Source organism: Microbacterium sp. BWT-B31 (assembly GCF_041379855.1).
Taxonomy (GTDB): Bacteria; Actinomycetota; Actinomycetes; order Actinomycetales; family Microbacteriaceae; genus Microbacterium.
Genome location: NZ_JBFECU010000001.1, coordinates 499,585 through 512,841, shown reverse-complemented (window position 1 = coordinate 512,841; position 13,257 = coordinate 499,585). Strand labels below are relative to the sequence as shown.

General features: G+C 70.4%; 10 protein-coding genes. 7 read left to right on the top strand and 3 right to left on the bottom strand.

All coding sequences use genetic code 11. The features are described 5' to 3' along the window. Positions 1 to 261: 261 nt before the first annotated feature. The 4 genes from AB1K54_RS02195 (at position 262) to AB1K54_RS02180 (ending at position 4,865) form a co-directional block, all read left to right on the top strand. Entirely contained in the window at positions 262 to 1,425 is a 1,164-nt protein-coding gene (locus tag AB1K54_RS02195) for an ABC transporter substrate-binding protein (protein WP_371201053.1), read from the top strand. 104 nt (positions 1,426 to 1,529) lie between these two features. Beyond that, positions 1,530 to 2,390, top strand: coding sequence for a branched-chain amino acid ABC transporter permease (locus AB1K54_RS02190; protein WP_371201052.1), 861 nt, complete (start codon positions 1,530 to 1,532; stop codon positions 2,388 to 2,390). Further along, on the top strand, positions 2,377 to 4,170 hold the full coding sequence (locus AB1K54_RS02185) for an ATP-binding cassette domain-containing protein (RefSeq protein ID WP_371201051.1): 1,794 nt from the start codon (positions 2,377 to 2,379) through the stop codon (positions 4,168 to 4,170). Before AB1K54_RS02190 ends, AB1K54_RS02185 begins: the two co-directional genes overlap by 14 nt. Next, positions 4,167 to 4,865 carry an ABC transporter ATP-binding protein gene (locus tag AB1K54_RS02180; protein WP_371201050.1) on the top strand — a complete coding sequence of 233 codons (699 nt, stop codon included), beginning with the start codon at positions 4,167 to 4,169 and terminating at the stop codon, positions 4,863 to 4,865. The genes AB1K54_RS02185 and AB1K54_RS02180 overlap by 4 nt, the downstream gene beginning before the upstream one ends. A 30-nt stretch (positions 4,866 to 4,895) precedes the next feature. Here the strand turns inward: AB1K54_RS02180 and AB1K54_RS02175 are convergent, their stop codons facing one another. Then, positions 4,896 to 5,708 (bottom strand): SDR family NAD(P)-dependent oxidoreductase, encoded by an 813-nt coding sequence (locus AB1K54_RS02175; protein ID WP_371201049.1) that lies wholly within the window; start codon positions 5,706 to 5,708, stop codon positions 4,896 to 4,898. A 363-nt stretch (positions 5,709 to 6,071) separates the two neighbouring features. Between AB1K54_RS02175 and AB1K54_RS02170 the strand changes: the two genes are divergently transcribed. After that, complete coding sequence (locus AB1K54_RS02170; RefSeq protein WP_371201048.1) at positions 6,072 to 6,905, top strand: molybdenum cofactor biosynthesis F family protein; 834 nt, start codon at positions 6,072 to 6,074, stop codon at positions 6,903 to 6,905. A gap of 2 nt (positions 6,906 to 6,907) precedes the next feature. Then, the gene (locus AB1K54_RS02165) at positions 6,908 to 8,551 is read left to right on the top strand and encodes an amidohydrolase (protein ID WP_371201047.1); all 1,644 of its coding nucleotides are present in this window, start codon (positions 6,908 to 6,910) and stop codon (positions 8,549 to 8,551) included. Between the two features lie 82 nt (positions 8,552 to 8,633). On the opposite strand, the gene AB1K54_RS02160 is transcribed toward AB1K54_RS02165, so the two are convergent. Beyond that, positions 8,634 to 10,184, bottom strand: coding sequence for a GMC family oxidoreductase (locus AB1K54_RS02160; protein WP_371201046.1), 1,551 nt, complete (start codon positions 10,182 to 10,184; stop codon positions 8,634 to 8,636). Positions 10,185 to 10,382: 198 nt separating this feature from the next. Next, positions 10,383 to 12,269 carry an FAD-binding monooxygenase gene (locus tag AB1K54_RS02155; RefSeq protein ID WP_371201045.1) on the bottom strand — a complete coding sequence of 629 codons (1,887 nt, stop codon included), beginning with the start codon at positions 12,267 to 12,269 and terminating at the stop codon, positions 10,383 to 10,385. Positions 12,270 to 12,394: 125 nt separating this feature from the next. On the opposite strand from AB1K54_RS02155, the gene AB1K54_RS02150 reads away from it, so the two are divergent. Further along, positions 12,395 to 13,099 (top strand): IclR family transcriptional regulator, encoded by a 705-nt coding sequence (locus tag AB1K54_RS02150; protein ID WP_371201044.1) that lies wholly within the window; start codon positions 12,395 to 12,397, stop codon positions 13,097 to 13,099. Positions 13,100 to 13,257 lie beyond the last annotated feature (158 nt).

The window sequence follows — 13,257 nt, the reverse complement described above, 5'->3', positions numbered from 1 at the left end:
TCACCGGCCGCGCTGCCGCGCGGGCGGGCGCAGCTGCCTGCTGACCTCGGTCTTCCCCCACCCCCACACAGCCGGGGTGAGGCCGCGCGCGGCCTGAGGACGCCCCGGGCCGTGCCCTCCTGGACAACACCCATGCTCCCGCGGCACACCGTGGCCCTCACACGGCCCCTAGCGTCAGATCCACTCCCGCGAACCGCACCCGCGGGTCGGCGTCGCATCGCGCGACGCAGCGTCCTTACCCGACCGGAGAGGCAGACAAGGATGAACAAGAAGCTCTACGCATCGGCAGCCATGGCGGCTGCCGCAGCGCTCGCATTGGCCGGCTGCGCGAACGACGCGGGCGCAGAGGGGTCGCCGATCGTGGTCGGCTCCGTCAACACGATCAGCGGCGCGGCGACATTCCCCGAGGCATCCCGTGCCGCCCAGGCCGTGTTCGACAAGTTCAACGCCGACGGCGGCCTCGACGGGCGCAAGATCGAGTACAAGGTGCTCGACGACAAGGGCGACCCGGCGGCAGCCACTGCCTCCGCCCGCGAACTCGTCGGCAGCGACGAGGCTGTGGCCATGGTCGGCTCGGCAAGCCTCATCGAGTGCGAGCTGAACGCGGACTACTACGCGCAGGAGGGCATCCTCTCGATCCCGGGCATCGGCGTGGACACCGGATGCTTCAACAGCCCGAACATCTCCCCCGCCAACGTCGGCCCCTACAGCGACCTCACCCTCACGCTGATGTACGGCTCAGAGGTGCTCGACATCGACGACATCTGCATCCTGCTCGAGATCGCCGGTTCGACGCGGGCCACCTATCAGGCCGGGATCGACCGCTGGAGCAAGATCACGGGCAAGGAGCCGCTGTACCTGGACGACACGGTGCCCTTCGGCACCAGCGACTACACCCCATACATCGTCAAGGCCCGGCAGGCGGGCTGCCAGGCGGTGGCGGTCAACGGCACCGAGCCCGACGCGATCGGCCAGGTGAAGGCGGCCAACGCCCAAGGCTGGGACGACGTCACGTGGCTGTTCCTGACGAGCGTCTACAGCGAGAACTTCGCCGACGCCGTCGACAACGCAGGAGCCGGCATCTACGTGCCCGCGGAGTTCTACCCGTTCACCGAGGAGAACGACATCAACGCGGACTGGCGCGCGCTCATGGAGGACAACGACATCCCGCTGACGGCGTTCAGCCAGGGCGGATACCTCGCGGCGAAGTACTTCATCGAGGCGATCAGTTCGATCGACGGCGACGTCACCCGCGAATCCGTCGCCGCGGCGATCAAAGCGATGGATCCCATCGAGAACCCGATGGTCGGCGAGCCGTTCGAGTTCGGCGTCGTCCCCACGTCCGGCTGGCCGATCGTGCTGAACAGCGGCACCAACACGTGGGAGCGCGCCGAGGACGACTGGCTGCCGATTCCCGCCCAGTGACCCAGAAGCGGCGGCCGGGTGGACCAGGACCACACCCGGCCGCCGCTCGGACCCCACGGAGCATCTGCCGCGAGGCAACACGGATCGATATCGGAGGATCGAAAATGATCGAAGGCGCCCTCTCCGGGCTCGCCGCCGGCGGCCTGTACGCCGTCCTCGGCGTCTGTCTCGCCCTGATGGCGCGACTGGTCCGGGTCGTCAACTTCGCGCAGGCGGCGACCGGCATGTTCGGCGCGTTCTGCGCCGTGTGGCTCGTCACGCAAGCGGGCCTGCCGATCTGGCTGGCCGCGCTGATCGGCATCCTCGTCGCCGGACTGCTCTCCGCCGCGATCGGCTGGATCGCCGCGACCTGGCTCTCAGAAGCCTCCGTCACCACCCGATCGGCGATGACAGTCGGGCCGCTGCTGCTGCTCGTCGCGCTGTCTTTCATCCTGTTCGGCAACAAGCCCCAGCCGTTCACGCCCATCATCGCGGGGCCTGCGTTCTCGTTCGGCGGGGTCGTGATCAGCCAGGTCGCGCTGTGGACCGTCGGAATGTCGCTTCTCGTGGCGGTCGGGGCGTACCTGGTGCTGACAAAGACGATGATCGGCACCCAGATGCGGGCGCTTTCGGAACGGCCCACCACGGCCGAGCTCCTCGGCATCCGCTCTCGTCCGCTGTCGATCTCGGTGTGGTTCGCCACCGGGGTGGTGAGCGCCATCGTCATCGTCATCGTCGCGCCGTCGCAGTCCAACGACGCGACAAGCCTGTCGATGCTGATCGTTCCCGCCGCAGCGGCGGCGCTGCTCGGCGGCTTCCGCCGACTCGACCTCGCGGTGGTCGGCGGGCTCGTGCTCGGGATGCTCTCGGGGCTGGTCGCGCAGATCCAAGAGGTCGTGTACGTGCGCAACTTCATCCCGTTCTTGTTCATTGTCGTGCTGCTGCTGTGGACACAGCGCAAGGAGGTGTGGGATGCGGCTCGCTGACCGCCCCTGGGTCCGCGTGACCTGGCCGTTCGCCGTCGCCGTCGTCGGGGTCGCGGTCGGCTACGCGTTGAGTCGGGGCCTTTCGGGCTACTTCGTGTTTCTCGCCGTGTCGGCCGTGACCGCGACCATCGCGATCCTGGGCCTGGGCATCGTCACCGGCTCGGCCGGCATGATCGCCCTCTGCCAGCTGACGTTCGCCGCGATCGGCGCATGGATCGTCGCCGGCCTCAGCTACATCGACGCCCCGGGCGGCTTCACCGTGTGGCTCGTCGCCGGGGGCCTCGGCGCGGGCCTCGCGGGAATCCTCGTGGGACTGCCCGCCCTGCGCCTGCGAGGCGTCAACCTGGCGGTGGTGACGCTCGGGTTCGCGGCTGCGGCGGGAGTCACGCTCTTGCAGATTCAGTTCCCCGGCTCCGCCGAGGGCATCGCTGTGCAGCGGCCTCGGCTGTTCTCCAGCGACCGTGACTTCTTCCTGTTCAGCGTGATCGTCCTGGCCCTGTGCGGGCTCGCCGTCTTCTTCCTCCAGCGCGGCCGCTGGGGATCGAGCTGGAAGTCCGTGGCGTTCTCGGAGCGGGGCACCGCCTCAGCCGGCCAGAGCGTGCCCAGAGCCAAGCTCACCGCGTTCGCCATCAGCGCGGCGCTGGGCGGGATCTCAGGCGGACTCATCGCCGGGCAGGTGCAGCTGCCGTTCGCATCGAGCTTCACACCGCTGCAGTCGCTGGCGCTGTACGTCCTCGCGATCATGTCCGGTGCGCACCTCATCGACATGGCGATCTTCGGCGGGATCACCTGGGTGCTCGTCCCCGAGCTGCTCAAACGCTGGGGCGTTCCCCAGGACTGGGCGTTCGTGGTGTTCGGCGCCTTGGGCGTCCAAGCCCTCACCAGCGGCACGAACCTCGGCCAAGGCATCCGCAACCTTGTCTACCGTCGGGCTGACCGGCGCCTGGCCGCAACAGACCCGGAGTCCGCGGAGGCCGGGGCCATGGCATCCGCGGACTCCGGCCCCCCGCCCGGCGAAGCGATCTCGACGGCGACCGTCGCGACGATCGACCCGGTGACGGACGCGAACGCGCCCACGCTCGTCGTGGACGGACTGACCGTGCGCTTCGGCGCTCTGACGGCGCTGGACGAGGTGTCGTTCGAGGTGGCGGCAGGCACGATCATGGGCCTGATCGGTCCGAACGGAGCAGGCAAGTCGACCTTCGTCGACGCGATCAGCGGATTCCTGCCCCGTCACGGCGGTCGCGTGCTGCTGGACGGCGTCGACCTGGCCGGACTCTCGCCGACGCGGCGCGCGCGGCTCGGACTGCGTCGCACGTATCAGCAGGACCGCGTGCCGCCCTCGCTCACCGTCGAGGCGTACGTGCGGTTCGTCGCCCGCAGGCGGATCGAACGCGCCGAGATCGAGCGCACACTGGCCTTCTTCGGTTGCCCTCCGGCGCGGATGCGGCTGTCGGGGATCGACGTGGGCACGCGGCGGCTCGTGGAAGTCGCCGCGAACGTGCTCGCCAAACCACGCCTGCTGATCCTCGACGAGCCCGCGGCCGGGCTGTCGCACGACGAGCACTTGGCGCTCGCGCTGCGACTGCGCGACCTGCCGGCGCGCTTCGGCATCTCGCTGGTGATCATCGAGCACGACCTCGATCTCGTGCGCTCGGTGTGCCCCCGGCTCACGGTGCTCGACTTCGGCAAGGTGCTGGCGTCCGGGCCGCAGTCTGAGGTGCTGCAAGACCCCGCGGTGATCAAGGCATACATGGGCGAGACGGAGCTGCTGCAATGACCGAGGATCTGCTGGAACTGGACGACGTGACGGTGAGCCGGGGCGCCGGGCCGGTCATCTCGCACGTGTCGCTCAGCCTCGCACCGGGCGAGGTGCTGGCGCTGGTCGGGCCCAACGGAGCGGGGAAGACGAGTCTCATCGAATCGATCTCGGGGGTGATCCCGCACTCGGGCGGCAGCATCCGGCTCGGGGGCGAGCGGATCGACAAGCTCTCGCGTGTGGCGCGCGCCCGCCGCGGCATCGTCCACATCGAGCAGGGACGCGCAGTCTTCCCCTCCCTCACGGTACGAGAGAACCTGTCGCTGGCCGCGCGCAGCCCTGCCGAGATCGACGCTGCGCTCGCGCACTTCCCCGAGCTCGAGAAGCGGATCGACTCCCCCGCCGCCCTGCTGTCGGGCGGCGAGCAGCAGATGGTCGTGCTCGCCCGAGCCTTCGCCGCCAAGCCGCGGTTCCTGCTGATCGACGAGATGTCCCTCGGGCTGGCGCCGGTGGTGTTCACACGACTGTTCCCGGTCGTCGCCACCCTCGCCGAGGCGGGCGCGGGCGTGCTGCTCGTGGAGCAGTTCACCGGACTCGCGCTGCAGCTCGCGCGAGAGGCCATCGTCGTGGCCAGCGGCCATGTCACCTTCCAGGGAGACGCCGCCCGGCTGTCCGAGGAGCCGCAGCTGCTGCACGAGGCATACCTCGGCGGCTGAGCGGACGGCCCGCCTGCGCGCCCGGCGCGGTCACATCCCGGCGTGCTCGAATGCGAGCGTCGGCACGTCGACGACGTGCGCGCCGCCGTCGGCGACGAGGACGGCGCCGTTCACGTACGACGACTCGCCCGATCCGAGAAAGCGCACCACCGAGGCGATCTCGCTCGGCACGGCGGCGCGGCGCAGCGGGATGTCGGAGGTGACCGTCGCGTAGGCGTCCTCCCGCGAGGGAAAGCCGGCGTTCGCGGCGAACTCGTCCATCTCGGCGTCGGCCATCGGTGTCTGCACCCACCCCGGGCAGACCGCGTTCACCCGCACGCCGTACTTGCCGTAGTCGCGCGCAAGAGATCTCGTCAGTCCGATGAGCGCATGCTTGCCCACGGTGTATCCGGCAACCGATGACCCCGCGAACAGGCCCGCCAGCGACGAGATGACGACGATCTGGCCCTTCGACTCGACCAGGGCCGGGAGCGCTTCGCGGGACAGCACGAACGCGGTGTTCAGGTTGGCGTGCAGCGCGCAGGCCCACGCGCGGTCGTCAGTGTCTCCGACTGCGGCGAAGCCATGCCCTCCGGCATTGTTGACCAGCACATCCAGGCGCCCGAAGCGCGCAAGCGCGGATGCGACCGCGTCCCGCGCACCGGCCACGTTCGCAACGTCGGCGACGATCGCGAGTGCGCCCACGCGCCGTGCGGCCTCGTCGAGAACGGACTTGCGCCGTCCGACGACGACCACGTGCGCGCCCTCGGCGGCGTACCGTTCGGCGATGGCGGCGCCGATTCCCGTGCCGCCGCCGCTGATCATCACGACTCTTCCAGCGACAGCCGCTCCTGCGTATTTCATCGTGCGTCCTTTCCGGCGAGGAGGCCCGGCCGAACCCGAGGTCCGCTGCGGGCGACGCACCGATCATGCCTCCGCATGCGAGGCAGCGGGGCATTCCCTGCGCTGATGCAACACGCACTCTCGCTCTGCGACAAGGACGCCGCCGGCCGCCCTCTGACAATCGAAGGAGGAGATTCCCCCCTCTCCCCCGCCCTCGGCCGCGCGCCGACCCCGTACGGCAAGGAGCCGCCGTGACCGGACCCGCCCCCAGACCGCGCTGCGCGGCGATGCGCCGGGCGGCGATGCACCGCACACCTCCGCACCGAACGTGTGACACCGCACCGCGCATCAGAGCCTGCCGATACGAACTCAAGGAGACCCACCGTGCCAGCCAATCCGTCCGACACCTCCACCTGGCTGCCGCTGAGGGACCTCGCGCCCGGCTTCGACGCGTGCAGGGCTGACCTGTCGCACGACCTGGACGGGCGCACCTTCACCCTCGTCGACGACCGCGGTACGCGCATCGGGCACACCTTCGGCGCCGGCACGGTCTCGTGGGACTACGTTCCGGGCGCGGGCGATCCCACACCGCCGTCTGCGAAGACCGACGACTGCGAGGTCTTCCTGGTCGATGACGACCTCTACTACGCCCAGTTCCACCACGCCCACGTCCCGAACGAGGCGGTCTCACTGTTCCTCGATCTGCGCAGCGGGTACGCGCTGGCCGTGCTCAGCGTGCTGGGTGAGAGGACCCGGGATCAGGTGGCCGTTCAGCACCTGTTCGGCGTCTCGCGCATCGAGGAGCTCGCGCGCAGCGGCCAGCCTCCCACCCCCACCAGCGAGCTGGTCGGCCGCCGGGCATTGTGGGTGTATTCGAGCGTTCACGCGTACGAGCATGTCTATCTGTCCCCGCACTGGTACACGTGGCAGTGCCTCGCCGGGCCCGAGCAGGGGCTGGCCGACACCGACGAGAACACCGTGTGGCGCATGCGGCCGGGCATCTACGTCTTCACGTGGCGCGAGAAGGTCATCCCGTGCGGATCGGTCACGATCGCCGACCATCGCGACCAGACGGCGCTGCGTTCGCACGGCGTGCTGTTCGGCGCGGACGAAGGCGGAGGCATCGCCGCCCACTTCACCTTCGGGGCGCACGGACGGCTGCTGTCGCAGACGGTCCACCCCGCCCACTACGACCCCTCGAACCCCCGGGAGCGATGAGCATGAGCGCCGATCTTGTCCTCGTCGGAGGTGTCGTGCGCACCGCCGACCGCCGCGCGCCGCACGCGGAGGCCATCGCATTCCGCGACGGACGCGTCGCAGCCGTCGGCTCGTCCGACGACGTGCTGGCCCAGTGCGACGAACGCACCGAGGTGCGCGAGCTCGGGGGCCGCGCGGTCTACCCCGGCTTCGTCGACGTGCACAACCATCACGCGATGGCAGGTCGCGCCGACCTGTACGAGCTGTCACTTCCGGCGGGTCTGTCGGTGGATGAGATCCTCGACCGCGTGCGTCGGCACGCCGCCACGCTGCCCGAGGATGCGTGGATCTCGGGCGGCGCCTACTCGAGCACCCTGATGCCCGAACTGTCGAACTCCGCCGCCCGAGCACGCCTCGACGAGGCGTCGGGCGGGCGCCCCACCGTCCTCATGGAGGACAGCCGCCACAACCGCTGGGCGAACTCGCGCGCGCTGGAGCTCGCCGGCATCGGCCCGGGCCGGATCGGCGAGGCCGGGGTGACTGTTGTCGACCCCGTCGACGGACAGCCCACGGGAATCCTGCTCGAAGCGGCGGGGATCCCGGTCGAGACCGCTCTGGCCCGCAGCGGCGGGCTGACGCCCGAGCAGCACCGGCAGGCCTCGCGTCGCGGGATCGAGCTGCTCAACGGCTACGGCGTGACCGCCTTCCAGGACGCGGCGGTCTCGTGCGAGATCCTGGCCGCGCTGAAGTCGCTCGACGACGCCGGCGAACTGGACGCCTGGGTCGTGACGAGCCTCATCGTCAACGACGACATCTTCGGCTTCGACCCCGTCGGCGAGCCGCTCGTCGCACTCGGCGAGCTGTACCGCACCGAGCACCACCGTCCGGATTTCGTGAAGATCTTCCTGGACGGCGTTCCGCCGGCCCGCACCGCGTCGTTCCTCGAGCCCTACCTGCCCGACGACGTGCACGGTGCCGAATTCTGCGGCAGCACCGCCATGACCGCCGTCGAGCTCGAGGCCTGGCTGCGCTGGATCGCCGCACGCGGCCTCGGCGCCAAGGTGCACTGCACCGGCGATGGCTCCGCGCGCCTGCTGCTGGACGTCGTCGAGCGCCTCCGCGTCGACGGCATCGCTGCGCCGGTGCAGCTCGCACACGGACAGTTCCTCTCCTCCGAAGACATCGGGCGGATGTCGCGCATCGACGTCTCCGCCGACATCTCACCGTTCCTCTGGTTCCCCGGTGAGATACCCGCGGCGCTGGCTCAGGTGCTCGGTCGAGACCGCGCCGAGCACTCGCAGCCGAACCGCGCGCTGCTGGACGCCGGCGCCCTGCTCGCGGGGGGATCGGACTGGCCGGTGAGCGAATCGCCGAACCCGTTGGAGGGCATCCAGGGCCTGGTCACCCGCTCCGATCCCCTGGGCCGTGCTCCGGGGACGCTGTGGCCCCAGCAGGCGATCAGCGCCCAGGAGGCGCTGGAGGTCTTCACGATCAACGCCGCCCGCGCGATGGGGCTCGGCGACGTGACAGGGTCGCTGACGGCGGGCAAGTCCGCCGACTTCGTGATCGTCGACCGCGACTTCGTCGCCGGTCCCCCCGCCGAGATCGTCGCCACGCAGGTGCTCGAGACCTGGGTGCGGGGGCGGCGGGTGCTGCCCGCAGCCTGAGGCCCGCTCGTGGAGTGCCGCGCCGCCTGCGCGACACTCCACGAGGGGCGGCGCCGGTGGGCGGTGTCACGCTGTGGCGACCTCACCGCACCCGAAGGTCTTCCAGCAGGAACCGGGCGCCGAGCTCGCCGATCAGCACCGCGGGTGCGTTGGTGTTGCCGGTCGTGACGCGGGGCATGATCGAGGCGTCGATCACTCGCAGTCCGTCGATCCCGTCGACGCGCAGCCGCGGGTCGACGACGGCTTCGGCATCGACTCCCATGCGGCACGTGCCGACTTGGTGATGGTAGGTCGCGACGGTGCGTCGCACGTAGGCGTCGAGCTCGTCGTCGTCGATCTCGGCACCGGGATACACCTCGACCGCGCCCCATTCCTCGACGAGCGCGGGGCGCCGGCCAATCGCGCGGCACTGCCGCACCGAGGCGACCAGCGAGCGCACATCGTCGGCGTCCGCCAGGGCGCCCAGGTCGATGAGCAGCGGGTCGTCCAGCCGCGCACCCGACAGCCGCAGGGTGCCGCGGCTCTTGGGCGTCACGATCCCGGCCATGAGCGAGAAGCCGTCGTCGCCGACGGGTTCGAGGTTCTCGCCGTACATCGGCACCGAGAAGTGGATCGGCTGCGTGTCGGGCACCTCCAGGTCGGGGAGCGAACGCCAGAACAGGTGGGTCTGAGTGATCGAGACACCGGGCGTGGGCTTTCCGACCGGCTTGCGCTCGGTGCGGAAGATCACCGGCGCCAGAAGGTGATCGTGCAGGTTCCGGCCGACGCCGGGGGCGTCGTGGACGACGGGGATGCCGAGCTCTGCGAGTTCGTCCGCCGGTCCGATGCCCGACCGCAGCAGCACCGCCGGCGAGTCCAGGGCTCCCGCCGACAGAACCACGATGTCGGCCCGCAGTTCGCGGTCCTCGCCGGCCTGCCGATACCGGACCCCCACCGCACGACCGTCCTCGACGATCACCGAGTGGACGTGGCATCCGGTGCGTATGTCGAGGTGTTCGCGGACCGGCTCGAGGTACTCCGTCCAGGTGCTCGCGCGGCGGCCGCGCACCACTGGAGCCTCGCTCGCGGACATCGTCGTGCGCATGGTGACCTGCTGCTGCGAGATGCCGTCGAGTCGCTCGCCGTTGTAGTCGGGATTGTGCGCGAGCCCTTCCTGGACCGCCGCACGGACGATCGAGGCGTGGATGGGCGAGAGCGGGTAGTCGACGGTGACCGGCAGCGGCCCGTCGATGCCCCGCAGCTCCGAGGCGCCGCCCGAGAAGCTCTCGATCGACCGGTACACCGGCAGGACGTCCTTCCAGGCCCAGCCCGTGTTGCCGAGCGAAGCCCAGTGGTCGAAGTCCTGCGGCGCACCGCGCACCCAGATCATCGCGTTGAGTGCGTGCGAACCGCCGAGCACCTTGCCGCGCGGCAGGTGCAGCCGTCGGCCGTCGGCGTGCTCCTGCGGCACCGTGTAGTAGTCCCAGTCGTCCTCGCTGTGCCACAGCTCGCCCATGCGCATCGGGTCGTGGATCGCCGGGTTCGCGTCCTCGCCGCCCGCTTCGAGCAGCGTCACCGCAACGCCCGCGTCGTGGAGCCGGCGCGCGACGACGGCACCGGCCGTCCCGGCGCCCACGACGATCGCGGCGGTCACCGCTCTGCCTTCGGCCCGCGGCCCGAGGCCTTGAGCGCGAACGGTGCGGTCTCATCGAAGACCGGGATGGATTGGGGCATCGGCGTCTCCTTCGGGTCGCGGCGAACACCGGCTCGGCCGGCGGCCCCACTCATTTTGGGCACCGGTCGGGCGAGCCTGTTGTCCGGGAGCGCTTCGCGCATGACCCGTGGCGAACAGTCAGCGCGCGGGCAGCATCGCCGCCTCGAAGAAGGCCGCCAGTTCGTCGGTCGCCTCGAGCGGCAGCACGGCCGCGACGTACTGATCGGGCCGCACCACGACCACGACCCCGTCGCGCGAGAGGCCGCGCTCGTCGAAGATGTCGGTCGTCGTCCACGCGTTCGGGGCGGCGGCGAAGACCTTCTCCCAGTCGGTGAGGCCGAGCGGGCCCGTCTTCGGGAGGAACACCTCGGGCACGCGCGCGATGTCGACGTCGTCGTAGCCCTGCTGGTAGACGACCTTCACGTCGAAGACGGCGTCGGCATCGGCCCCCTCAGGCGTGTGCCGCACGATCGGCGACGCGGGCGAAGCCAGGAAGGCGGCCCACTCCGAGAGAGCGGATGCCTCTCCTGCCACGGGCGCGTCGGCGAAGGCGTAGATCCGCCACCGTCCGTCGGCCTTCGCGTGGTGGCCGAGGTGCACGGCGTTGCCGTCGCACACGCGCACCACCTCGGCGCTCTTGAAGCGCTTGCCGAGGGGGAAGCCCGATGCCGCGGCCTGGTGCGCGGCATCCGTCACGATCATCGACGGCGCGTACTGCGTCATGAAGCCGGACGGAAACTCGGCAGTGCCGAGGTAGAAGGTCGCCAGTTCGGTCGGGTCGGTGATCTCTTCGGGCTTACGGGCCATGAGCGACGACCACTCGCGGTCGAAGTCGATGAGCTGCTGGGCGACCGGCTGCCGTTCGGCCGAGTAGGTCGTCAGCAGCGACGCGGGGCTGAGGCCGGTCAGGACGTGCCCGAGCTTCCAACCGAGGTTGAAGCCGTCCTGCATCGACACGTTCATGCCCTGTCCGGCCTTCGCGCTGTGCGTGTGGCACGCGTCGCCGGTGAGGAACACGTGCGGCTCACGGCCTTCGTCGCCGTCGTCGAAGCGGTCCGTGACGCGGTGCCCGACCTCGTACACGCTGTGCCACGCGACCTGCTTCACGTCGAGCGAGTACGGATGCAGGATCTCGTTGGCCTTGCGGATGATCTCGTCGATCGGCGTCTGCCGCACGCGGTGGTCGTCGTTCTCAGGCACCTCGCCGAGGTCGATGTACATGCGGCTGAGGTAGCCGCCCTCGCGCGGGATGTGCAGGATGTTGCCGGCCTCCGCGTTGATCGCGCATTTGGTGCGCCAGTCCGGGAAGTCGGTGTTGACCAGCACGTCCATGACACCCCATGCGTGCGCCGAGATGCCGCCCAGGTGCTTGCGGCCGATGGCCTCGCGCACACCGCTGCGCGCGCCGTCGCACCCCACGACGTACTTCGCACGGACGGTGCGCTCTGTGTCGGCGCGCTCGCCGGCGGTGTGGCGCACCCGCACCTCGACCGGGAACTCCCCCGCCTCGTGCACCGTGAGGCCGACGAACTCCACGCCGTAGTCAGGCGCGATGCGGCCGGGGCCGTTCAGTGCGGCCTCTGCGAAGTAGTCGAGCACGCGCGCCTGGTTCACGATGAGGTGCGGGAACTCGCTGATCTTGAGGGCGTAGTCCTCGGTGCGGGCTGTGCGAACGATGCTGCCCGGGTTCTCGGGGTCGGGACCCCAGAAGTTCATGTAGGCGATGTTGTACGCCTCGGACACGATGCGCTCTGCGAACCCGAACGCCTGGAACGTCTCGACGGACCGCGGCTGGATGCCGTCGGCCTGCCCCAGCACGAGCCGGCCGTCGCGGCGCTCGATCACGCGGGTCGTGACATCCGGAAACTGCGACAGCTGCGCCGCCAGCAGCATGCCCGCGGGGCCGGAGCCCACGACGAGCACGTCCATCTCATCGGGCAGGTCGGCCGGTCGGTCGATGCCGGTGCCGGCCGCGTTCTGCACGCGGGGCTCGCCCGACACATAGCCATGGTGGTGGAACTGCATCGTTGCTCCTCAGCGTCGAGGTCTTGCAATATGGCACGTCGTGTTCTATATTCGAACTCGTCGTTCTACTATTGAACAGATCGTAGATGAAGCGGATGCCCCGGCGCAACGCCTCGAGGAGGACCATGGCCGAAACACCCGCCCCCGCGTCGCAGACGCTGAGCCGCGGCATCCGGATCCTCGAGATCCTCGCCGACGCACGCGCACCGCTCACGATCGACGACATCGCCGGGCGCCTCGGGGTGCATCGCTCGGTGGCCTATCGGCTGCTTCGCACACTGGAGGACCACGGGCTCGTCGCACGCGACTGGTCCGGCCGCGTCGCCCTCGGTGCGCGGATGGCCGCACTGGCGGCCGGGGTCGCGCACGATCTGCAGGCCGAGGCGCTGCCCGAGCTGACGGCGGTCGCCAACGAGCTGGGCATGACCTGCTTCCTGGCCGTGCTCGACCGCGATGAGTGCATCACGCTCGCGAGCGTCGAGCCGCGGCACGCGATCGCGTCGGTCGCGCAGCGTCCGGGCGCACGGCACTCGATCCTCGTGGGAGCCCCGAGCAAGGCGATCCTGTCGCGACTGGCGCCTTCGGAGTGGCCGGCCGGGGTCTCGGACGCGCTGCGCGCCGACATCGCGGATGCCGCCGCCCGCGGCTTCGCGACGAGTCACGACGAGGTCATCCCCACGGTGCAGGCCGTGGCGGTGCCGCTGCCCCTGCGCGGGCATCGCCCCGCGGCCATCGCGGTCGTGCACGTGGCGGGCCCGGTCGACCCGTCGTCCATCGCCGAGCGCCTCTCGCGCTCGGCAGCCGCGATCACCGAGGCCCTCGGCGGCTGACCCCCCACCCTCACCCCCCAACCCCCCACCCCCCTCCGCCCCGGCCCCGCGCGCACAACGCAGGACCTGCCGCGCCGCGCGGCGAGCACGTCCGCATGATGACGGGCATGCCGCGGCCGGCCACGGCCGATCGTCCTGCGTTGTGCGCGGGGGGTGGG

What these genes read in the sequence shown, in the direction of transcription:
- AB1K54_RS02190 (WP_371201052.1), top strand. Translation starts at nt 1,530, where the DNA reads ATGATCGAAGGCGCCCTCTCCGGGCTCGCCGCCGGCGGCCTGTACGCC.
- AB1K54_RS02195 (WP_371201053.1), top strand. Translation starts at nt 262, where the DNA reads ATGAACAAGAAGCTCTACGCATCGGCAGCCATGGCGGCTGCCGCAGCG.
- AB1K54_RS02185 (WP_371201051.1), top strand. Translation starts at nt 2,377, where the DNA reads ATGCGGCTCGCTGACCGCCCCTGGGTCCGCGTGACCTGGCCGTTCGCC.
- AB1K54_RS02165 (WP_371201047.1), top strand. Translation starts at nt 6,908, where the DNA reads ATGAGCGCCGATCTTGTCCTCGTCGGAGGTGTCGTGCGCACCGCCGAC.
- AB1K54_RS02155 (WP_371201045.1), bottom strand. Translation starts at nt 12,269, where the DNA reads ATGCAGTTCCACCACCATGGCTATGTGTCGGGCGAGCCCCGCGTGCAG.
- AB1K54_RS02175 (WP_371201049.1), bottom strand. Translation starts at nt 5,708, where the DNA reads ATGAAATACGCAGGAGCGGCTGTCGCTGGAAGAGTCGTGATGATCAGC.
- AB1K54_RS02150 (WP_371201044.1), top strand. Translation starts at nt 12,395, where the DNA reads ATGGCCGAAACACCCGCCCCCGCGTCGCAGACGCTGAGCCGCGGCATC.
- AB1K54_RS02180 (WP_371201050.1), top strand. Translation starts at nt 4,167, where the DNA reads ATGACCGAGGATCTGCTGGAACTGGACGACGTGACGGTGAGCCGGGGC.